Source organism: Luteimonas dalianensis, from assembly GCF_049339425.1.
Classification (GTDB): domain Bacteria; phylum Pseudomonadota; class Gammaproteobacteria; order Xanthomonadales; family Xanthomonadaceae; genus Luteimonas; species Luteimonas dalianensis.
This window is the reverse complement of sequence record NZ_JBMPPO010000001.1, coordinates 435,748-454,563: the sequence shown is the minus strand read 5'-3', so window position 1 is coordinate 454,563 and position 18,816 is coordinate 435,748. Positions and strand designations below refer to the sequence as shown.

Annotated in this window: 20 protein-coding genes; 8 read left to right on the top strand and 12 right to left on the bottom strand. The window is 70.8% G+C overall.

The genetic code is table 11. From position 1 onward, the window contains the following. Nucleotides 1–74: 74 nt before the first annotated feature. Nucleotides 75–1,049 carry an NAD(P)H-quinone oxidoreductase gene (locus ACOZ90_RS02100; protein ID WP_422891964.1) on the top strand — a complete coding sequence of 325 codons (975 nt, stop codon included), beginning with the start codon at nucleotides 75–77 and terminating at the stop codon, nucleotides 1,047–1,049. 11 nt (nucleotides 1,050–1,060) lie between these two features. On the opposite strand, the gene ACOZ90_RS02095 is transcribed toward ACOZ90_RS02100, so the two are convergent. From ACOZ90_RS02095 to ACOZ90_RS02075, 5 genes are all read right to left on the bottom strand, one after another. Beyond that, nucleotides 1,061–2,122, bottom strand: coding sequence for an ATP-grasp domain-containing protein (locus ACOZ90_RS02095; protein ID WP_422891963.1), 1,062 nt, complete (start codon nucleotides 2,120–2,122; stop codon nucleotides 1,061–1,063). Then, nucleotides 2,119–3,336: a tyrosine/phenylalanine carboxypeptidase domain-containing protein gene (locus ACOZ90_RS02090; protein WP_422891962.1), complete on the bottom strand. Its 1,218-nt coding sequence runs from the start codon at nucleotides 3,334–3,336 to the stop codon at nucleotides 2,119–2,121. Before ACOZ90_RS02090 ends, ACOZ90_RS02095 begins: the two co-directional genes overlap by 4 nt. Then, on the bottom strand, nucleotides 3,333–4,187 hold the full coding sequence (locus tag ACOZ90_RS02085; RefSeq protein ID WP_422891961.1) for an N-formylglutamate amidohydrolase: 855 nt from the start codon (nucleotides 4,185–4,187) through the stop codon (nucleotides 3,333–3,335). Before ACOZ90_RS02085 ends, ACOZ90_RS02090 begins: the two co-directional genes overlap by 4 nt. A gap of 118 nt (nucleotides 4,188–4,305) precedes the next feature. Continuing rightward, the gene (locus ACOZ90_RS02080) at nucleotides 4,306–6,003 is read right to left on the bottom strand and encodes an EAL domain-containing protein (protein WP_422891960.1); all 1,698 of its coding nucleotides are present in this window, start codon (nucleotides 6,001–6,003) and stop codon (nucleotides 4,306–4,308) included. A 76-nt stretch (nucleotides 6,004–6,079) separates the two neighbouring features. Further along, the gene (locus tag ACOZ90_RS02075) at nucleotides 6,080–7,030 is read right to left on the bottom strand and encodes a PLP-dependent cysteine synthase family protein (RefSeq protein ID WP_422891959.1); all 951 of its coding nucleotides are present in this window, start codon (nucleotides 7,028–7,030) and stop codon (nucleotides 6,080–6,082) included. Between the two features lie 136 nt (nucleotides 7,031–7,166). Here ACOZ90_RS02075 and ACOZ90_RS02070 point away from each other — a divergent pair, with 136 nt between their 5' ends. Further along, on the top strand, nucleotides 7,167–7,508 hold the full coding sequence (locus ACOZ90_RS02070) for a DUF2249 domain-containing protein (RefSeq protein WP_422891958.1): 342 nt from the start codon (nucleotides 7,167–7,169) through the stop codon (nucleotides 7,506–7,508). 45 nt (nucleotides 7,509–7,553) lie between these two features. Here the strand turns inward: ACOZ90_RS02070 and ACOZ90_RS02065 are convergent, their stop codons facing one another. Beyond that, a complete protein-coding gene (locus ACOZ90_RS02065) occupies nucleotides 7,554–7,712 on the bottom strand; it encodes a hypothetical protein (RefSeq protein ID WP_422891957.1) in 159 nt (52 codons plus the stop codon). An 86-nt stretch (nucleotides 7,713–7,798) separates the two neighbouring features. Between ACOZ90_RS02065 and ACOZ90_RS02060 the strand changes: the two genes are divergently transcribed. Further along, on the top strand, nucleotides 7,799–8,749 hold the full coding sequence (locus ACOZ90_RS02060; protein ID WP_422891956.1) for an acyltransferase: 951 nt from the start codon (nucleotides 7,799–7,801) through the stop codon (nucleotides 8,747–8,749). Here ACOZ90_RS02060 and ACOZ90_RS02055 read toward each other — a convergent pair. Next, nucleotides 8,712–8,930, bottom strand: a complete 219-nt coding sequence (locus tag ACOZ90_RS02055; RefSeq protein WP_422891955.1) for a DUF6522 family protein — start codon at nucleotides 8,928–8,930, stop codon at nucleotides 8,712–8,714. The two genes, ACOZ90_RS02060 and ACOZ90_RS02055, sit on opposite strands and share 38 nt — an antisense overlap. A gap of 142 nt (nucleotides 8,931–9,072) precedes the next feature. Between ACOZ90_RS02055 and ACOZ90_RS02050 the strand changes: the two genes are divergently transcribed. After that, nucleotides 9,073–9,312, top strand: coding sequence for a hypothetical protein (locus ACOZ90_RS02050; protein WP_422891954.1), 240 nt, complete (start codon nucleotides 9,073–9,075; stop codon nucleotides 9,310–9,312). A 2-nt stretch (nucleotides 9,313–9,314) separates the two neighbouring features. Here ACOZ90_RS02050 and ACOZ90_RS02045 read toward each other — a convergent pair whose 3' ends face one another. Continuing rightward, nucleotides 9,315–9,575, bottom strand: a complete 261-nt coding sequence (locus ACOZ90_RS02045; protein WP_422891953.1) for a hypothetical protein — start codon at nucleotides 9,573–9,575, stop codon at nucleotides 9,315–9,317. 320 nt (nucleotides 9,576–9,895) lie between these two features. Here ACOZ90_RS02045 and ACOZ90_RS02040 point away from each other — a divergent pair, with 320 nt between their 5' ends. Genes ACOZ90_RS02040 through ACOZ90_RS02030 form a run of 3 tightly spaced genes read left to right on the top strand, consistent with a single transcriptional unit; the run spans nucleotide 9,896 to nucleotide 11,665 of the window. Continuing rightward, nucleotides 9,896–10,447, top strand: coding sequence for an RNA polymerase sigma factor (locus tag ACOZ90_RS02040; protein WP_422891952.1), 552 nt, complete (start codon nucleotides 9,896–9,898; stop codon nucleotides 10,445–10,447). Further along, nucleotides 10,434–10,844 (top strand): hypothetical protein, encoded by a 411-nt coding sequence (locus ACOZ90_RS02035; protein WP_422891951.1) that lies wholly within the window; start codon nucleotides 10,434–10,436, stop codon nucleotides 10,842–10,844. Before ACOZ90_RS02040 ends, ACOZ90_RS02035 begins: the two co-directional genes overlap by 14 nt. A 5-nt stretch (nucleotides 10,845–10,849) precedes the next feature. Then, nucleotides 10,850–11,665, top strand: coding sequence for a PDZ domain-containing protein (locus ACOZ90_RS02030; protein WP_422891950.1), 816 nt, complete (start codon nucleotides 10,850–10,852; stop codon nucleotides 11,663–11,665). A gap of 18 nt (nucleotides 11,666–11,683) precedes the next feature. Here the strand turns inward: ACOZ90_RS02030 and ACOZ90_RS02025 are convergent, their stop codons facing one another. Continuing rightward, nucleotides 11,684–12,373 (bottom strand): YkgJ family cysteine cluster protein, encoded by a 690-nt coding sequence (locus ACOZ90_RS02025; protein ID WP_422891949.1) that lies wholly within the window; start codon nucleotides 12,371–12,373, stop codon nucleotides 11,684–11,686. Between the two features lie 137 nt (nucleotides 12,374–12,510). Between ACOZ90_RS02025 and ACOZ90_RS02020 the strand changes: the two genes are divergently transcribed. Further along, entirely contained in the window at nucleotides 12,511–14,631 is a 2,121-nt protein-coding gene (locus tag ACOZ90_RS02020) for a M13 family metallopeptidase (RefSeq protein WP_422891948.1), read from the top strand. A gap of 72 nt (nucleotides 14,632–14,703) precedes the next feature. On the opposite strand, the gene ACOZ90_RS02015 is transcribed toward ACOZ90_RS02020, so the two are convergent. The 3 genes from ACOZ90_RS02015 to ACOZ90_RS02005 are packed head-to-tail and all read right to left on the bottom strand — an operon-like array spanning nucleotide 14,704 to nucleotide 18,809. After that, nucleotides 14,704–15,102, bottom strand: coding sequence for a hypothetical protein (locus ACOZ90_RS02015; RefSeq protein ID WP_422891947.1), 399 nt, complete (start codon nucleotides 15,100–15,102; stop codon nucleotides 14,704–14,706). 51 nt (nucleotides 15,103–15,153) lie between these two features. Beyond that, nucleotides 15,154–16,986: a DUF885 domain-containing protein gene (locus tag ACOZ90_RS02010; RefSeq protein ID WP_422891946.1), complete on the bottom strand. Its 1,833-nt coding sequence runs from the start codon at nucleotides 16,984–16,986 to the stop codon at nucleotides 15,154–15,156. A gap of 41 nt (nucleotides 16,987–17,027) precedes the next feature. Further along, nucleotides 17,028–18,809 (bottom strand): Mur ligase family protein, encoded by a 1,782-nt coding sequence (locus tag ACOZ90_RS02005; protein WP_422891945.1) that lies wholly within the window; start codon nucleotides 18,807–18,809, stop codon nucleotides 17,028–17,030. Nucleotides 18,810–18,816: the final 7 nt, after the last annotated feature.

The following is an 18,816-nucleotide window of genomic DNA, read 5'->3' as shown; positions in this document are numbered from 1 at the left end:
TTCGAAGAATAGTCCCAATCGGGACTATTGTCCAGCCGGCCTGCGCCTGCAAACCGGTGGTCTAAGATGGCCGGATGGGTGAATTGATGACGGCCATCGCCGTCCGTGGCGGCACGGGCGCCGCGGACGCGCTGCACGCGGTGGAGCTGCCGCGCCCGGTGCCGGGCGAGGGCGAGATCCTGGTGCGGGTGCTGGCGGCGGGGGTGAACCGGCCCGACATCGTCCAGCGCGAAGGCAACTACGCGCCTCCGCCGGGCGCTCCGGAAACGCTGGGGCTGGAAATCGCGGGCGAGGTTGTCCAGGGCGCGGGACGCTGGAAGCCCGGCGACCGGGTCTGCGCCCTGCTGGGCGGGGGAGGCTACGCCGGGTACGCGGCGGTCGATGCCCGCCACGCGCTGCCGGTTCCGGCCGGGCTGGATCCGGTGCAGGCGGCCGCGCTGCCGGAGACCGTGTTCACCGTGTACGCCAACGTGTTCGAACACGGCGCCCTGCAGCCCGGGGAAACCCTGCTGGTACACGGCGCGACCTCGGGCATCGGCGTGGCGGCGATCCAGATGGCCAAAGCGGCCGGTGCGCGGGTGATCGCGACCTCGCGCGGCGCGGACAAGGCGCAGGCCGCGCTGGCCCTCGGCGCCGACATCGCCGTGGACACGGACGTGGATGATTTCGGCGAAGTCGCGCGGGCCGCAGGCGGCGTCGACGTGGCCCTGGACATGGTGGGTGCGCCGTACCTGGCGGCTACGCTCAGGGCGCTCAACCCCCGCGGTCGCCTCGTCTACATCGCCGCCCAGGGCGGCAACGACCTGCAGGTGCCCGCGTTCACCCTCATGCGCAAGCAGCTGGTGCTCACCGGCTCGCTGCTGCGTCCGCGCAGCGCCGACGACAAGGCCCGCCTGGCGGCCGAGGTGGAGCGGGTGGTGTGGCCGTGGGTGGAGGCCGGCAGGCTCCGTCCCGTCGTCGACCGCACCTTCCCGCTGGAAGAAGCCGCCAGGGCCCACGCCCACCTGGAGAGCGGCCGGCACACCGGCAAGGTCTTGCTGATTCCCTGAAAGCTGCGGCTTCAGAGCATCGCCAGTTCCAGGTTGCTCAGGATGCCGCGGTACTGTCGGCTCAGGCGCACCTTGCGGGCGAGGTCGGCGATGATGTGGCCGCTGAAGTCCACACCGGCCAGGTCATCGGCCATGTTGATGCCGCCGGGCGTGTCCACGTTCACCTCCATCAGCTTGTCGCCCACGATGTCCAGGCCGGCGAAGTACATGCCGTCCCGGATCAGCTTCGGGGCCACGATCTCCGCCGCCCGCAGGGCGTCGGCATCGGGCGTGACCAGCTCGTACTTGCCGCCGGCGCTGATGTTGCTGCGCGCGTCGCCGCTGTCGTTGTAGCGGCGGATGCAGGCGTACTGCCCGTCCACCTGCAGCGGGCGGCCGTTGAGGGTGAGCAGGCGCAGGTCGCCGTCGGCGGCCCTGGGCAGGTACTCCTGGGCGATCGCGTAGCCGTCGCGGATCACCGCCTCGATCATCTGGTTGAGGTTGGCGCCGCTGTGGCCGTCGACCACGAACACGCCCTGGCCGCCCGAGCCCTGCAGCGGCTTGATCACCCCGCGGCCGTCATGGGCGGCGATGAAGGACTTGATCTCGTCGGCCTGGCAGGTGATGCACGTGGCCGGCCGCACCTCGTCCGGGAAATGCTGGAAATAGGTCTTGTTGGAGGCGTTGGTGAGGTTGGCCGGGTCGTTGAGGACGATCACGCCGCGCCGGGTCACCAGCTGCGCGAACAGCAGCGCGCTGTTGGAGGCCCAGGGGCGATCTTCGACCTCCTCGGCCGGGTCGCTGCGCAGCATCAGCACGTCGAGTTCCTCGACGTTGATGCGCTCGGTCACCGCGTCCGCGCCGTGCAGTTCGGACAGCAGCGTGGCGTCGTCTGCGTACCCCTCCACCCGTGGCATGTGGGCGATGGCGCGCACGGTGTCGTTGGCGTCGTAGATGAAGCCGTCCAGGCCGATCAGCGCAACGCTGTGGCCGAGCCCGAGCGCCGTACGGGCCAGGCGGATGGTGGTGTAGTTGTCCTTCTCGGTGGCGACGTCGTTGACGACGAATCCGAGCTTGAGGGGGCGCTCGCTCATGCGACGGTTTCCGGGGCTGGGGAGGGATAGGACTGGTACAGATCCTGGACGCCGGTCGTGCGGCAGGCGTCGAGCACCTTGTCGAAACCATCGGCGCAGGCGTAGCGGGGCAGCAGCGCGGGCGGCACCGCCCAGCCGGCTTCGGCCAGCTGCTCCAGCACCACCAGGTGCGAGAGCGCGAACTTGCCGCGGAACAGCGGCTCGAATCCGCCGCCGCCGCGCAGGTGGTCGAGCAGGTCGCACAGTCCGCGCAGGTACACCGCGTCCTTGGTCAGCCCGCCGCCGCGCAGGGCGCGCACGGCGACGTCGAAGGCGTCGTCGGTGGCGAATCCGTGCTCGTCGTGCAGGCAGGCGAACACCTGCGGGATGTCCTCGCCGCGGATCGCCATGTCGGCGGCCACCACGCGCGCGGCCAGCACCCGCAGGCGCTCGCCCGGCAGGTAGCCGGTCAGGTACTCGGCCAGCACGCCCAGGCCCTCCTGCAGCGGGTCATAGCCGGCCAGGCCCACGGCCAGCTGGCGCATCGGCTGCTGCATGCCGTTGTAGCGGGTCACCACGTGGGTGCCGATCTCGTGCTGCACCAGCGGCTGTACGCGCGCGTGCGGCAGGCGCATGTCGGCGTCCAGGTACAGGTGTCCGTGCGAGACCATCATCAGCGAGCCGACGTCGGCGTCGACGGTGAGATCCAGCGAGAAGTCCGGAGCGCGCTCGCGGTACCAGTCCACCTCGTCCTCGACCGCGGCCACCACCACGTCCACGCCGCAGTCCGCGGTCAGCTGCTCGCTGCCGCCGACGTTGGCCAGGATGTCGTTGGCCAGCACCAGCAGGCCCGCCTCCACGCCGCCGAACAGGTCGATGCTGGCGGTGATGAAGCCGTCGGTGCCGCGCAGGCGCACCAGTTCGATCATGCGCTCCAGCTCGCGCTGCTTTTCCGCCAGTACGCCCCGCAGCAGCGGCGACTCGATCCGCTCCATCGGCAGTTCGCCCAGGCGCTGCGCCATGGCGCCCATGTCGAGCACCGGTTCGGCGTAGCGCAGCGGCGCGACCCGGCTGCGGCCGCTGGCGTCGAAGTCTTCCCACAGCGCGTCGGTGCCCAGCGGGGTCAGGGCGATCAGCCAGTCCAGCTCGGCGTCGATCGCCGCCAGCGACGCGTCCACTTCGGCCGCCACCGGCGGCAGCGGCCTGGGGGCGCGCTGGCTGCCGGCCGCGCTCACCGGCGCACCTCGAACCCGGGACGGATCGCATCGACCGCCGCCTGCAGCGAATCGCGCAGCTGCTGGAGCGTGGCGATACCGGCCTGGCCCGTCCACTCGTCCATGAAGATCTTCTTGTACTCGGGCGAGATCGTGCACACCCGCGCGCCCCAGCGGGCGTAGACCCATTCGGGGAAGTGGCCGCCGGTGGGGAAGCGCACGTTGGCGCGCACGTCCGGTTCGCGGCCGTTGATCGGGTGCTCGCGCAGAACGTCGCCGAAGCGTTTCACCACGTCGCCCCAGCGGTTGGGGTCGGCGGTGGTGACGCCCAGTTCGATGTCGGGGTTTCCGGCGGCCGGCGCCGGCTCCGCATCGGCACCGTCGCGGCGGTGGTTGTAGCTGTGCAGGTCGATCAGCAGCAGCGCCTGCCAGCGTTCGAGCATGCGTTCGACCAGTTCGGTGAACATCGCATGGAAGCGATCCCACGCGGCCAGCGAGCGTTCGATCTCCTCCTCCGGCAGCGGCGACTTCCAGATCTCCAGGCCCCAGGCGTCCTCGGGCCGCGCGTACACGGCGCCCTCGCGGGGCCGGTTGAGGTCGACCTCGAAGCGCGAGGCGGGCGCCAGGATGCGCACGTCGCCGACCGCGGTGAACACGCCGGTGAGCGGATCCTCCTCGCGCAGCCGATCCGCGTCGCCAAGCGCCATCAGCCGGCGCAGCGACGGACGCACCGCGTGGCCATCGTGGATCGCGGTGGCGATCACCGGCCCGTCGCTGACCGTGACCTTCCACTCCCGGGCGGCGGGGGTGGGAACGGGGATGTCGCCGCTGCTGAAGAAGCCGTCCGGCGCGGGCTGCTGCCTTCCATTCATGCAGCCGATGTTGTCAGCGCCGGAATGATCGCCCCGTGACCGGCACAGGGCCCGTATCCGGAGCGTTAATCAACCGGCCGGGCCCGGTTCAGCTGGCCGGAATTCACCGGATCCGGGTTCACTGCTGCCCTGCGGACTCGCCCAGCAGGGCGATGAAGTCGGCGGGCGACATCGGCATGGCGATGGCGAAGCCCTGCACCATGTCGCAGCCGGCCTCGGCCAGCCAGCGCCGGGTGGCCTCGTCCTCCACGCCCTCGGCGGTGACCGTGGCGCCCAGCTCGTGGGCCATGGCGATGGTGGCGGTGACGATGGCCTGGTCGGAGCGCGAGGACAGCACCGAGGTCACGAACGACTTGTCGATTTTCAGCTCGTCCGGCGCCAGTCGCCGCAGGTTGACCAGCGAGGAGTGCCCGGTGCCGAAGTCGTCCAGCGAGATCAGGATGCCCTGCTCGCGCAGCCGGGGCAGCGCCTCGGCGACGCGATCGGGTTCGCGCATGGCGTCGGTTTCGGTGATCTCGAGCATCAGCCCCGGCCCGAACTCGCGGTTGGCGCGGAGGATCTCCTCCAGCAGGCGGGGATCGGCCAGATCGTTGGCGGAGATGTTGACTGAAAGGCACAGCGCGGGATCCGCCTGCGGCCAGTGGCGCCGCTGCTGCAGCCCGCAGCGCAGCAGGTGCAGGTTCATCGGGCCAGCCACCTGCGCCTGTTCGGCCAGCTGTACGAAGTCGTCGGGGACGATCGGCCCGTGGGTGGGATGATCCCAGCGCACCAGCAGCTCGGCACCGGCCCAGCGACCGCTGCGCAGGTCGAGCTTGGGCTGCAGCATGTAATCCAGGCGGTCGCCGTCGATGGCCTCCTGCAGGTCGTTGAGCAGGGCCCGGCCGCCGGCCCCGGCGCCGCTGCCGTCCCTGGCCAGTGCAGCGGCGCGCCGGTGGCGCCAGCCCCAGGCCAGCGCCGCGGCCGCTGTCGCCGCCGCCAGCAGGGCGGCCAGCCAGGCCGCGCCCGGGCCTGTCTCGCCGGGGCTCAGGTTGCCGATCCACTTCACGTACAGCTCGTGGGGGACGCCGCGCTCGCGCAGGCGATCCAGCGAGCCGTCGATGCGCGCCACCAGGTCGGCGCGATCCGGGTGGGCGGCGAAGACGTACCTGCGCTCCAGCAGCGGCGGGCTCAGCGCGATCATGTCGCGGATGCCGAACTGGTGGATCGCGTGGTAGCCGATGCCGATGGGTGCCAGCGCGTAGTCGGCGCGCCCGTCGGCCACCGCCTGCAGGGTCGACGATTCGCTGTCCAGTTCCACCAGCTCCACGCCGGGCCCGGACTGCTTCCGCAGTGCCTCCCAGGCGAGGCCGGCGCGCTGCACCGCCACGCGCTGGCCGGTGAGCGCGTCCAGCGACTGCAGGACGGGACTGGAGCGCGGGCCGAACAGCACGTGGTGGCGGATCAGGATCGGCTGGGTGAACAGGTAGCGCTGTTCGCGTTCGGCAGACCAGAACATCGGCACGATGTCGGTCTCGCCCCGGGCCAGGGCATCCAGCGCCTCGTCCCACTCCCCGAGCACGAAGTGCGGCTGCAGCCCGAGGTCGCGTGCGACCGCGCGTGCCAGGGCCACGTCGAAGCCGTCGGCCTCGCCGTCCGCATTGATGAAGTGGTAGGGCGGGTAGCCGGCGTCGCCGCCCATCCGCAGGGCCTGTCCGGACTGGGCTTGCGCGGCCGCGGGAAACGCCAGCAGCAACAGCAGCCATGCGGCGGACACGCGACCCGGCCAGCGTCGCGCGCAGCTGCGCATGAAGCCCTCGTGCATCCCCTGCCAAACCATGGAGCCATCCCTCCCGGCCGCAGGGATATCTTTAGCACGAACCCCGGGGCTTGTCCCCGGGCCGGCTCCATGGCGCTCAGTGGAGCGGGGGAGCCTGGGCGTCGCCGGACGGCTGCATGTAGAAATCGTGCAGGTATTTCTCGCCCTTGTCGGCGAGCACGGTGACCACCGTCTCCAGCTCGGGGAAGCGCTCGCGGATGCGGCGGGCGGCGATCAGGTGGGCGCCGGAGCTGGGGCCGCAGAGCAGGCCGCGCCTGCTGGCCAACCTGCGCATTTCCTCCACCGCATCCGTGCTCGACACGCTGAGGAAGTCGCTGACCATCTCCCGGTGGCGGGCGAAGATGCCGGGCACGAAGCCGTCGGAAATGCCCTCGATGCCGTGCAGGTCGACCTCCCCGCACAGCAGCGTCTTGGATTCGGACGGCTCCATCGCGAACAGGCGCACGTCCGGGTTGGCCGCGCGGAAGGCCTGGCCGACCCCGATCAGGGTGCCGCCGGTGCCCACCCCGTGGACGAAGGCGTCGGGCGTGCGGCCGTCGGGAAGCTGGGCCAGGATCTCTGGGCCGAGGATCTCGCGGTTCTCCTGCACGTTCCATTCCGACTCGAACTGGCCGGGGAAGAAGAACCCCGGCTGTTGGCCCAGTTCGCGCGCCCGGTCGAGTGCCTCGTTGACGTGGAAGTTGCCGCTCAGCAGCACCTCGGCGCCGTAGGCGCGCGAGATCGCCACCCGCTCGCTGGTCAGCCCCTCGGGCATGACCACGATCATGCGGTAGCCCTTGACCGCGGCCACCATGGAGAACGCGTTGCCGGTGTTGCCGCTGGTGGCCTCCACGATGGTGTCGCCGGGCTTGAGCAGGCCTTCCTTCTCCGCGCGATCGATGATGTAGCTGGCGATGCGCGCCTTGATCGAGCCGGAGGGGTTGAGGAACTCGCACTTGGCGAAGATGCCGTCCTCCAGCTCCAGCAGGGGCGTGTCGTGGACGGCGTCGAGGATGGATCGGGACACGCCGGTGTAGCGGGTCGGCATGGTGCGGCTCCTTCGGCAAGGGCGGGCGCCGGCAGCGGGCGCGGCGCGGCTGCGGTGGCAGCGTGCGTGGATGGCGTGCGGGGATTATGGGCGGCGTGAAGTGCCGTCCGGGTGATCCAGGTCAAGGAGGCGGGCGTTGGCACCGGCCATCCTTGCCGGGTCATCCACCAGCAGGAACACCATGGGCGCCATCGACACGCTTTCCATCCAGCTTCATCCCTTCGACGCGCGCGGCATCGCCAGGCGTTTCCGCCACGCGGCCATCTTCGGCGCCCTGGATGCGCTGCAGCCGGGCGAGGGCATGCGCTTCGTCAACGACCACGACCCGCTGCCGCTGCTGGCCCAGCTGCAGGATCGCTACGGCGAGGGGCTGGTGATCGAGTACCGGCAGAAGGAGCCGGGCGCGGTGGTGATCGACTTCGGCAAGGCCGAGGTGCATGTCTCCGGCGGCAGCACCTGCTGCGGCGGCTGCACCTGAGCCGCGCCTGCGGCGCGGCAGGCGGGGTGGCCGCACTGGCCGGGTTCAGTGCGATGGTTCGGCAGTGCCGGTGTCCGGGCCGCTTGCGGCTTCCCTGTCGGCGCGCTTGCGGGCGGCTTTTTCTTCCTTTTTCTTCTTCTTGGCGAGTTCGCGCTGGCGTTTTTCGAACGAGTAGTTTGGTTTGGCCAAGGGATTCCTGTGCATGTGGGAGTGGCTGACAGTGTAGCCCTCCCGGTGCCCTGACGCGGCGCGGCGTGCGGTAACCTTTGCGCCTTCCAGGAAACAGGGGTGTGCGGGTGTCCTTGCCGGGCTGGTTGCGCATAGCGCTGGTGCTGTCGCTGGTGGTGCTCAATACGCTTGTCCATGCGCTGCCGCTGTTCGTGGTGGCGCTGGTCAAGCTGCTGCTGCCGTTCAACGGCGCCAGGCGGGCCTGCAACGCCGCGCTGACCTGGCTGGCCGAGCGCTGGATCAGCGTCAACAGCCTCATGATCGAGCGCTTCACCTCCACCCGCTTCGAGGTCGAAGTGCCGGACGGGCTGCAGGTGGACGGTCACTACCTGGTGCTGGCCAACCACCAGAGCTGGGTGGACATCCTGGTGCTGCAGAAGGTGTTCAACCGGCGCATTCCGCTGCTGCGGTTCTTCCTCAAGCGGCAGCTGTTCTGGGTACCGGTGCTGGGGCTGGCCTGGTGGGCGCTGGATTTCCCCTTCATGGGCCGCTACACCCACCGCCAGATCGCCCGCAACCCGGAGCTGGGCAAGCGCGACATGGAGGCCACGCGGCGGGCCTGCATGAAGTTCCACGACATCCCGGTGTCGATCATGAACTTCGTCGAAGGCACGCGGTTCACCGCCGGAAAGCACGCGCGCCAGGATTCGTCGTACCGGCACCTGCTCAAGCCGCGCTCGGGCGGGGTGGCGTTCGTGCTCGACGCCATGGGCGCCGGGCTGCAGGGACTGCTGGACGTGACAATCGCCTATCCCGGCGGCCGGCCGACCATGGCCGACCTGATGGCGGGCAGGGTGCCGGAGATCCGGGTGCTGGTGCGCGAGCGGCCGATCCCCGCCGAGATGGCGGAGGGTGATTACCAGCAGGATCGCCCGTTCCGGGCCCGCTTCCAGCAGTGGATGAACGGGCTGTGGGAGCAGAAGGACGAGGACATGGCGCGCCTGCTGGACGGGGCCGCGGGGCGCGGGCAGGCGCTCAGACCCGGTTCGCCCGGCCGAAACGGTCGACGATGAAGCGCGCCTTGCGGTCTTCGTAGTAGAAGGTCGCGCGATGGCTGCCGGCGTCCTCGCCGGTGCCGCGTTCGCACAGCACCTTGACCTTGCGGATCTCCATCAGCCGCCGAAACTCGTCGGTGGCAAGGCCCAGTTCGCGCGCAACCAGCGCGCCGTCGATTTCAACGGAAGGATCGGACATGGCACGGATGGTGCCGCGGTGGGCGGCGGGGCGCCCTGACCTGGGTCAACCGGCGGGCGATCCGCGGCGGGCCTGATCCAGGTCATGGCGGGCCCGCGGGGCGGGGCGTACGATCAGGGATCATCCCTGCCGGGGCATGCCCATGGAATTCCACATCGCAAAAGACCCGCACATGCCCGACATCGGCGTGATCGAAGGTGCGATCCTCGACCAGGATCCCGCCGCGGTGGTGGATCTGGACGCGGCCGGGGGCACCGTGCGCCTGTCGACCTGGCTGGAGTCCCGGCAGCTGCTGGAAGTGCTGGAGGGGGCCGGCTGGAGCCTGCAGCCGGCCCGTATCGAACAGCAGCCCTCGGTCTGTTGCGGGGGCTGCGGCGGCTGAGGTCAGGCGCGCTTCTTGACCGGCGCCTTCTTGGTGGCGGCCTTGGCCTTCGACGCCGTGGCCATCGGGCCCATGCTCTGGAACACCTTGGTATTGCCCAGGACTTCGATCTTGCCCCCGCCCTTGCGGAAGGCGGCGAGGTCGGCGGCGATGCGCTCGCTGGTCAGCGCGTTGGCGCTTTCGGCCTTCCTGGACGACGAGCGCGTGCGGGCGCGCTTGGCGGAGGGCTGGCGGGTCTGGGGCTTGGCGTTCGTGCTGGACATTGCGTCTCCTGTCGGTGGCGTGCGTGGGGGCATGCCTCGGTGAAGGCCCTTCGGGCGCCACGCACGTTGCGTGCGCGGCGTTGCGCCGTCGCCGGGAAGGGCGCGGCCGGGCCGGTGGTGCGTGAGCAGCCGCCCGGGATGACCCACCGGGCGGAGCAGCCTTCGCGCTGCATGGTGATCCCTCACCGCATGCAGCGGGCTATTGTAGCATTTTTAGCCGGATTATGCGCGCATCGGGCGCCAGAGTTCCGCAGATGTGCAAAATCGGGCCCGTCAGCCGATGCTGCGACCTTCCCGTACTGCCGGCCGTAACCACTCCCATGGACGACACCACCCGGGTGGACATCGCCGAGGAAGCCCGCCTGGTGCGCAGGGCCCGCTGGGGCAGCCGCGAGGCGTTCGAAACCCTGTACTCGCGCCACGCGGGGGCGATCCACGCGCTTGCGCTGCGGCTGACCGGCAACCCGGCCACCGCCGAGGACGTGACCCAGGAGACCTTCCTCCAGCTGCTGCGGTTCATGGACGCCATGGCCCCGGATCGGCCGCTGCGGCCGTGGCTGAAGCGGGTCGCGGCCAATGCCGCCATTGACCGGCTGCGCCGCGAGCGCAGGATGGTGGAGTTCGATGACGCCATCGCCGCCGATTCCGCTGCGGAGGAGGCCGGCCAGCCGGACGATGGTTCGCTGGGGCTGCTGCAACGCTTTCCGCCCGAGGTGCGTACCGTTGTATGGCTGCGGGTGGTGGAAGGCTGGACGCACCGCGAACTGGCCGGGCGGTTCGGCCACAGCGAGAGCTGGTCGAAATCACTGGTGTCCCGCGCGCTGGCGCGGATGCGCGAAATGATCGAGGTCGAGGACGATGGACGAGCTTGAAAAACAGGCGAAGCGGTACCTGCAGACGCTGGGCGAGCCTACGTTGCCGGACGGCCTCTGGCAGCGGGTGGATGGCGCGCGCCGGCAGCGGATGCGGCGCCGGCTCGGCGGCGTGGCCATGGCCTCGGTGGCGGCCGCTGCGCTCGGGTTCGCGCTTGTGGTTCCCGGCGGGCCGGCGGCGGATGGCCCGCTGCTCGCCGAAGGCGCTCCGGAGGCCGCGGAGCAAGCCGCGCCCGGCGTTGACGCCGACAGTATCCGCACCGTGCACGTGATCGACCGGGCCCTGCAGGCGGCCTACGAACGCAACGCCACGGATGATGAAATCGAGCCGCTTTGGCGGGCCCGGCAGGCACTGATGGCCGCCGCCACGCCGACGGCTGCCAAGGGCAAAGGGTGAACACCATGAAAACCATTCAAGTACTGATCCTCGCCGGCCTGGTGGCGCTGTGCATGCCCGGTGCCAGGGCTGCGCCGGGCGTGGTGGCACCAGCGCCGGCGCTGGCGGGCGTGACGGCCGTGCCGGCCGTCTCGCAGTGGAGCCTGGGGCTGGTGATCGACGGGCGCCGCGGCACGCAGGATGGCGTACAGGTGCTGGCGCTGTCGCCGGGTGGCGCTGCCGAGCGGGCCGGCGTGCAGGTGGGCGACCGCCTGCTGGCGGTCAACGGCAAGTCCCTGGTGGGCGCGCGGGTCTCGAACGATCTGTTCGAAAACGCCGTGGCCAACGGTGGCGGCGAGATCCGGCTGGAGGTCGAGCGCGACGGGACGCCGCTGACCCTGTCCGGCCGTATGGATGAAGTCACGGCCGTGACCAGGAGCGAGGTGGCGGCGCAGGCCGGCTGCGGCTACCTGAGTACGATCGGCGCCCCGCCGCGGGTCAGCAGGAACATCTTCCGCGCGGAAATCACCCAGATCAACGGCGACAGCACGCCGCTGGATCCGCAGAACCGCTACCGGGTTCCGGCCGGACGCCATGTGGTGGTGGTGCGCGAGTTCATCGACCGGCACCTCATTTCGGCCGGTGATGCCCAGCGGATCCGGCGCGTGCAGAGCCGCGAGGGTGCGCGTGCTTACAAGGTGCTGGTGGTCGACGTCGAGCCGGGCATGCGCTACTCGGTGGGCGCCGAACTGCTGCCCGAACGGATGAGTCCGGACGGGATCCGTGCCCACGAATGGTGGCAGCCGGTGGTCTGGGAATCGCGCCCGGAAGCGTGCCGCTGAGGGCCGCGGGCCAGGCGCTCAGCCGCGCAGGGCGCTGCGGAACGCCGCCTCGCCGCGCAGGAAGCGGGTTTCGGCCCCGGGGTCGGACAGGGCCTCGTCCAGGGCGGTGACCAGTTCGTACTGGCTCCGATCCAGCCCGGCCTGGCCAAGCACGTCGGCCAGGCCCTGCTGCACGCCTTCGTTGATGCGGGCCACCATCGCGCTTTGCGGATGGGTGAGGCCGGCATCGCCCGGGTTGTTGAACGAGGCCGTGCAGGCGTCCACGTCGAGGGAGTGGTAGGCGCGGCAGTTGAACGGCCGCGCCGCGTACATGCTGCAGGCGCCGTCGACGAGCAGCGGGCAGGGGACGTTGGTGGCCAGCAGGCGTTCACGCGGGATCGCGTGCAGGCGGGCTGCGGTTGCCGAGACCTGGCCAGCGAGCTCCTCCAGCGCCGCCGGGGCCAGCTGCCGGCGGATGTAGCGGGCCAGGCCGAACACCTCGGCCGGCGTGGCCATCACCCGCAGGTGGCAGCACATCGCGCAGCCGCGGGCACAGGCCGGCGTTGCGTGCAGGCGGCGCACCCGGGCCAGCTGTTCGTCCAGGGTGCGGCGGGCGTGGCGCTGCAGCCGCTCCATCCCGGCAGCGTCCGCAGCCGAGGCGTCCGCCGAACGCACCGCCTGGCGGGCCCGTTCACGCAGCGCGGCTTCACCCTGCGGTTCGTTTTGCACGCGTTGATCCCGGCACGGGGGGCGTTTGATGGTAGTCGCGGGGATTCGCAGCCGTCCAGCGCAGGGGTTACCTTAGGCAGTTGTGCTGGCGCCGCATGCGGCGGCACCTTCCCGTATCCACACCGGAGAACCCGATCTTGAAGAAGACCCTGCTTTTCGCCGCCACCGGCCTGGCCCTGTCGATGGCCGCCCCGGTTGCGGCCCATGATGCCCGCTGCCTCGACCAGGCCTGCAGCGCCCAGGTGCTGTTCGCCGACGGTGCCGACGGCTCCGCCAGCGCGGGCCAGGTGGTTGCCGCGCCCCGCATGGGCACCTGGGGCATCGACACCGCCGGCATGGATACCAGCGTGTCCCCGGGCGAGGATTTCTTCGCCTACGTGAGCGGCAACTGGGCCGAGAACACCGAGATCCCGTCCGACCGCTCCAGCTACGGCTCGTTCCTGGCGCTGCGCGACCTGTCCGAGGCGCGGGTGCGGCAGCTGGTGGAAGGCTATGAGCTGGGCGACCCGGCCACCGACGGCGACGCGGCCAAGATCGCGGCGCTGTACCAAGGCTTCATGGACGAGGCGGCGATCGAGGCGCGCGGCGCGCAGCCGCTGCAGCCGTACCTGGAGGCGATCCGCTCGGTCTCCAGCAAGGAGGAGATGGCGCACCTGATGGGCGCGCAGAACGGCGGCCTGACCCGTAGCTTCTTCAGCGTCGGCGTGTCCGACGACCAGCGCAACCCCGACGTCTACGCCCTGTACATGAGCCAGTCAGGCCTGGGCCTGGGCGACCGCGAGATGTACCTGCGCGACAACTTCGCGCCCCAGCGCGAGCGCTACGTGGCCTACATCGCGCAGCTGCTGGAGCTGGCCGGCTGGGACGCGCCGCAGGCCAGCGCCGAGGCCGTCATGGCGATGGAGACCCGGATCGCCGAGGCCCACTGGACGCGCGCCGAGAGCCGCGACCGCGACAAGACCTACAACCCGCTGGAGATGGGTGGGTTCGAGGCCCAGGCCCCGGGCTTCCCGTGGCAGCGCTTCTTCGCTGCCGCCGGCGTCACCCACGCGCCGGTGGTGGTGATGCGCCAGGACACCGCGATTCCGAAGCTGGCGGAGATCTTCGCCGATACCGACCTGGACACGCTGAAGGCCTGGCAGGCGTTCCACACCACCGACCGCGCCGCCTCGCTGCTGTCGAGCGACTTCGTCGACGCCCAGTTCGAGTTCCGCGAGAAGTTCCTGTCGGGCACCCCCGAGCAGCGCGAGCGCTGGAAGCGCGGCGTGTCGTTTGCCGAATCGACCATGGGCGAAGCCATCGGCCGTGACTACGTCGGGCTGTACTTCCCGCCCGACGCCAAGGCCAAGATGGACGACCTGGTGGCCAACGTGAAGGCGGCCATGGGCGCGCGCCTGGATCAGCTGGAGTGGATGGGCGACGACACCAAGGCCGAGGCCCACGCCAAGCTGGAGAACTTCGGCCTGAAGATCGGCCATCCGGACGAGTGGCGCGACTACAGCGAGCTGGAAGTGCGCAACGGCGACCTGTTCGGCAATGCCGAGCGTTCGCGCCGGTTCGAGTGGGACTACCGCCGCGCGCGCATCGGCCAGCCGGTGGACAAGGCCGAGTGGGCGATGACCCCGCAGACCGTCAACGCCTACTACAGCTCGGTCAAGAACGAGATCGTGTTCCCGGCCGCGATCCTGCAGCCGCCGTTCTTCGACCCGGACGCCGATCCGGCGGTGAACTACGGCGGCATCGGCGGCGTGATCGGCCACGAGATCATCCACGGCTTCGACGACCAGGGGCGCAAGTCCGACGGCGCCGGGCTGCTGCGTGACTGGTGGACGGCCGAGGACGCGGCCAAGTTCGAGGAGCAGGCGACCAGGCTGGGCGCGCAGTACGAGGCCTACGAGTTCCCGCAGCTGCCGGGCATGCACATCAACGGCCGCACCTCGATGGGCGAGAACATCGGCGACCTGGGTGGCCTGACCATCTCGCTGGAAGCCTACCGTCGCTCGCTGGACGGTGAAGAGGCACCGGTGATCGATGGCTTCACCGGCGAACAGCGCTTCTTCATGGGCTGGGCGCAGGTGTGGCGGATCCTGTGGCGTGACGATGCGCTGCGCCAGCAGCTGGTCAACGGCACCCACTCGCCGGGCCACATCCGCGCGTTCGCGCCGCTGCGCAACATCGATGCGTGGTACGAGGCATTCGGCGTCACCGAGTCCGATCCGCTGTGGATCGCGCCGGAGGAGCGCGTGCGGATCTGGTGATCCCCTGCGCCATGCGTTGAAAGGGAAGGGCGGCCATTGGCCGCCCTTTCTGTTTCCGTACTTGCCGCGGCGTTACGGCTGGTAGCACTCGCCGGAAGCGTCGTGCTCGATCTGGATCAGCTCGCCGCCGGCGCCGCCCCAGACGTTGCCGCCGGTGAAGATCAGGCAGCCGTGGCCGCGATAGAGCACCTGCAAGCGGCGAGCGTCGTTGCCGAAGTAGAACGGGATCCAGCGCTTGCCGCTCTCATAGCTGTGGAAGCGGTCGGGGGTGCCGTCCATGAGGTCCTGCACCTCGGACTGGTCCATGCCGATCTGGAGCTGCGCGAACGGGCTGCCTTCCACCGCAGTGCCGACGACCTCGCCGGTGAACGAGCCGTCCCTGGATTCGACTTCGCGGACTTCCTGGGCGGTGGTGCTTGCGGGCCAGGCCAGGCAGGCGGCGAGGGCGGTGGCAAGAGCGATCCTGTGCATGTTGATCTCCTTCTTGATGGTGGTTGGGTGGTTGGGTGCTGCTGCGGCCGGTCAGCCGCCTGATGCTTCGATATAGGCGTCGATCTCGCGTTCGAGCAGGCTCAGCGGCACGGTGCCGGTGAGCAGCACGCGGTTGTGGAAGCGGCGCGGGTCGAAGTCTTCGCCCAGCGCGTCGCGGGCCTTGTCGCGCAGGCGGATCATCTCCAGCTGGCCGATCTTGTACGAAGTCGCCTGGCCGGGCATGACCACGTAGCGGTCGACTTCCGAGGGCGGGATGCCGTAGTCGATCGCCTGCTGGCGGCTCCAGCCCTTGGCGTGCAGGCCGGTATCGACCACCAGCCGGCGAGCGCGGAACAGCTCGGCGTCCAGCTGGCCAAGCAGGCCCTGCGGATCGCCCTCGTACCAGCCTTCCTCGGCGGCCAGGCGCTCGGCGTACAGCGCCCAGCCCTCGCTGAAGGCGGAAATGCCGCCCAGGGCCCGGGTCTGGCGGAACTTCGGCAGGGCGCTGTTCTCCACCGACAGCGCGACCTGGAAGTGATGGCCGGGCACGGCCTCGTGGTAGACCAGCGTGCGCAGGCCGAACCTGGTCAGGCGGTTTTCGCGCAGCGGCATCTGGTAGACGCCCGGGCGCGAGCCGTCCAGTGGCGGCGCGGTGTAGCTGGCCGCGGCGCTTTCCCAGCGGAACTCGGGGTAGGGCTGGGCGATCACCGGCGTCTGCGGGCGGATGTCGAACAGTTCGTCGGCGCGGCGCTCGGCATCGCGCATCATGGTCTCGATGTCGGCCATGATCTGTGCCCGGCCCTCGTCGTTGACGGGGTAGGCCAGATCCTGCCGCAGCTGGGCGATGCGTTCGCTGACGCTGCCTTCGGTGCGGCCGATCGAGCGCAGGATTTCGTCCATCTCGCCCTCGATGCGCTCGACCTCGGACAGGCCCAGGGCGTGGATCTGTTCTGCGTCCAGGCTGGTCGAGGTGAAGCGGGCCAGGTGGTAGGCGTAAGCGTCCGCACCGTCCTCGAAGCGCGACAGGCCGGGCTCGTCCGTCGACTGCGGCAGCTGTGATTCCAGCACCGCGATGGCCTCGCGCCAGGCCGGATAGACCTCGTCGGCCACCAGCGCGGTGGCCTGCTCGACAAAGCCGGCGCGCCGCGCTTCATCCAGCGACTCGACCCCCTCCAGGCGCGTGGCGAAGGTGGTGACCAGCGGGTTGTCCGCCGGCTCGGGCGCGATGAACCGCGTCATCTGGGCGATGGTGGCCTCCAGGATGAAGCGCGGTGGCAGGGTGCCGCGCCCGGCCAGGTCGGCGGCGCGCTGCGCGGCCTCGCCCATGCGCTCGTCGAACAGGCCCAGGCGGGCGATGTAGTTGTCGGCATCCTGCGCGCTGGTGACCGGATGCACCACGGTCATCAGGTTGGGCAGGCCGACGTTGGCGCCGCCGAACTGGTTGAGCGGGAACTGCAGGTGGCTGAACTTCTCGCCGTCCACGATCACCTGCAGCTGCCAGGCCATCAGCTCGGCGGACACGCGCTCGGTATCGTCCATGGCGGCCAGGTCGAAGCGGGCCAGCTGCTCCAGGCCGCGGCGCGCCATCTCCACCGATTCGCGCTGGAACGCTTCGGTCACCGGGGTCAGCTGGCGATCCATCTGCGCCTGGCGTTCGTCGTCGAAGTAGCGGCTGGCGGTGGCCGAGGAGGGCCGGCGCAGCATCCATTCGTCGCTGAAGGATTCGAAGAATGCGCCGATGTCGTTGGTCTCGGCGGTTTCCGTGTCCGAACGCGCCTGGGCGGCGTCACCCGGGCCGGACGGCGCGGGCGCGCAGCCGCCGAGCAGGGCCGCGGCGATGGCGGCGGTGAGCAGGAGGGTCGGGAGCTTGCGGTGGGTGGCCAATGCGGTCTCCAGTGCGGGCGGGCTTGGGCGCCGCCGGGTCATCATTCGGGAAGGGGGTGTCCGGGCATCCAGCCCTGGGCCTGCAGCCGATCCAGCAGGTCGCAGACCCGGCCGCGGTTGGCGGCGTTGTGCACGGGCAGCACCAGGCTGTCGCCCGGGCCGGCGCCGGCCAGGATCAGCCGCGCCGCGTCGGTTTCATCCAGGCATTCGACGACGGCCCCGTCGGCGACCCCGTGGCTGGCCAGCGATGCGCGCAGCAGCCTGGCCACGGCGCCGCTTTCACGGCCGCGCATGTAGCCCTCCATGTCCTTGAGCACGACGCGGTCGGGGCGGTAGGCGGCGGCAGTGGCGGCGAGGTCGGCGATCGCCTCGTCGGTGCGGTTGCCGGCCTGGCCCAGCAGCAGGTGGAGCCGGCCGCCCGGATCGTGGGCCTGGCGGGCCAGCGCCAGCAGCTGGCCCAGACCATCGGGGTTGTGGGCGTAGTCCACGTAGGCCTGGACGCCGCCGCCCAGCGTCCAGCGCTGCAGGCGGCCCGGATTGTCGGCATGCGAGCCGCCGAAGCCGGCGAGCACGCTGCGGATGGTATCCGGGTCGACTCCCAGGCAGCTTGCGGCGAGCGCGGCGGCCGCGCTGTTCTGCACGTTGTGCGTGGCCAGCCCGCCCAGGGTCAGCGGCATGTCCGCGACCGCGCCCAGGTCATGCGCCTGGCGACCGTCGAACAGCCGCAGCCGCCCGCCGGCCACGCCCGCGCTGCGCCGGCCGTCGGCGCGGGCCTGGCGCAGCAGGGCGTGTTCGTCATCCAGCGAGAACCACGCCAGCGGCGCATCCATCGCCGCGGCGTGGCTGCGCAGCAGCGCGTTGTCGGCGTTGAGCACCAGCGTGCCGCCCGGATCGATGGCGCGCGCCACGGTCAGCTTCACCCGTGCCAGCGCGTCCAGGTCGTGGATGCCGTATTCGCCGAAATGGTCCGGGCTGACGTTGGTGACCACGGCCACGTCGGCGCGTGGCACGCCCAGCCCGCGGCGCAGCAGGCCGCCGCGGGCGGTCTCCAGGATCGCCGCCTGCGCCTGGCGGTTGCGCAGCAGGCTGCGCGCGCCGCCGGGGCCCGACCAGTCACCCTCGTCGATCAGGGCGCCGTCCAGGTAGATGCCGTCGGTGCAGCTGTGGGCGGTCGACCAGCCGTGGGCGCGGGCCATGGCGGTCAGCAGGCGCACCGTGGTGGTCTTGCCGTTGGAGCCGGTGACCAGCGCCACGGGAATGGCGTGCAGGTCGTCCCAGGGCACCTCGCCAACCCGCGGCAGGGCGGGGTTGTCCCAGGTCAGGCTGCCGGTGCCGGTGCCGATGGACAGCTGCTCGTCGTCCAGCAGCAGCGGCAGGCCGCGCGCCTGCGCGGCCTCGCGCAGCGCGGGCAGGCGCGGCAGGGCCTCGGCCGCCGCGGCGAGCCGGTGCACGCGCAGGGCGGCGCCTTCATCGCCCGGCGGCGCGTGGCCGGGCTGGCTCATGGGCGCGCCGGTCGGCATGCCGGCCTCCGCCAGCGTGGCCAGCCAGGCCCATTCGTTGATTTCGGTCGCGGTGTACAGCTGGTCGCCCGGGGCGGCAAAGGCCAGGCTGGCGCCGCTGAGGTGCCCGCGCACCACGACCGGCCCGCCGGGCCAGCCGAGCGCGGCGCGCGCGCGTTCGATGCGCTGCTTCCAGCCTTCCAGCAGGGCCTGTGGAACCGGCGCGCCGATCCCCGTCTCCAGCGCCGCGCCCGGCTCGGCGAAGTACACGCTGGGGCCGGTCAGCCGGCGCGAATCGTCAAGAGGCGGTTCGGGAGTGGCCATCGGGGCG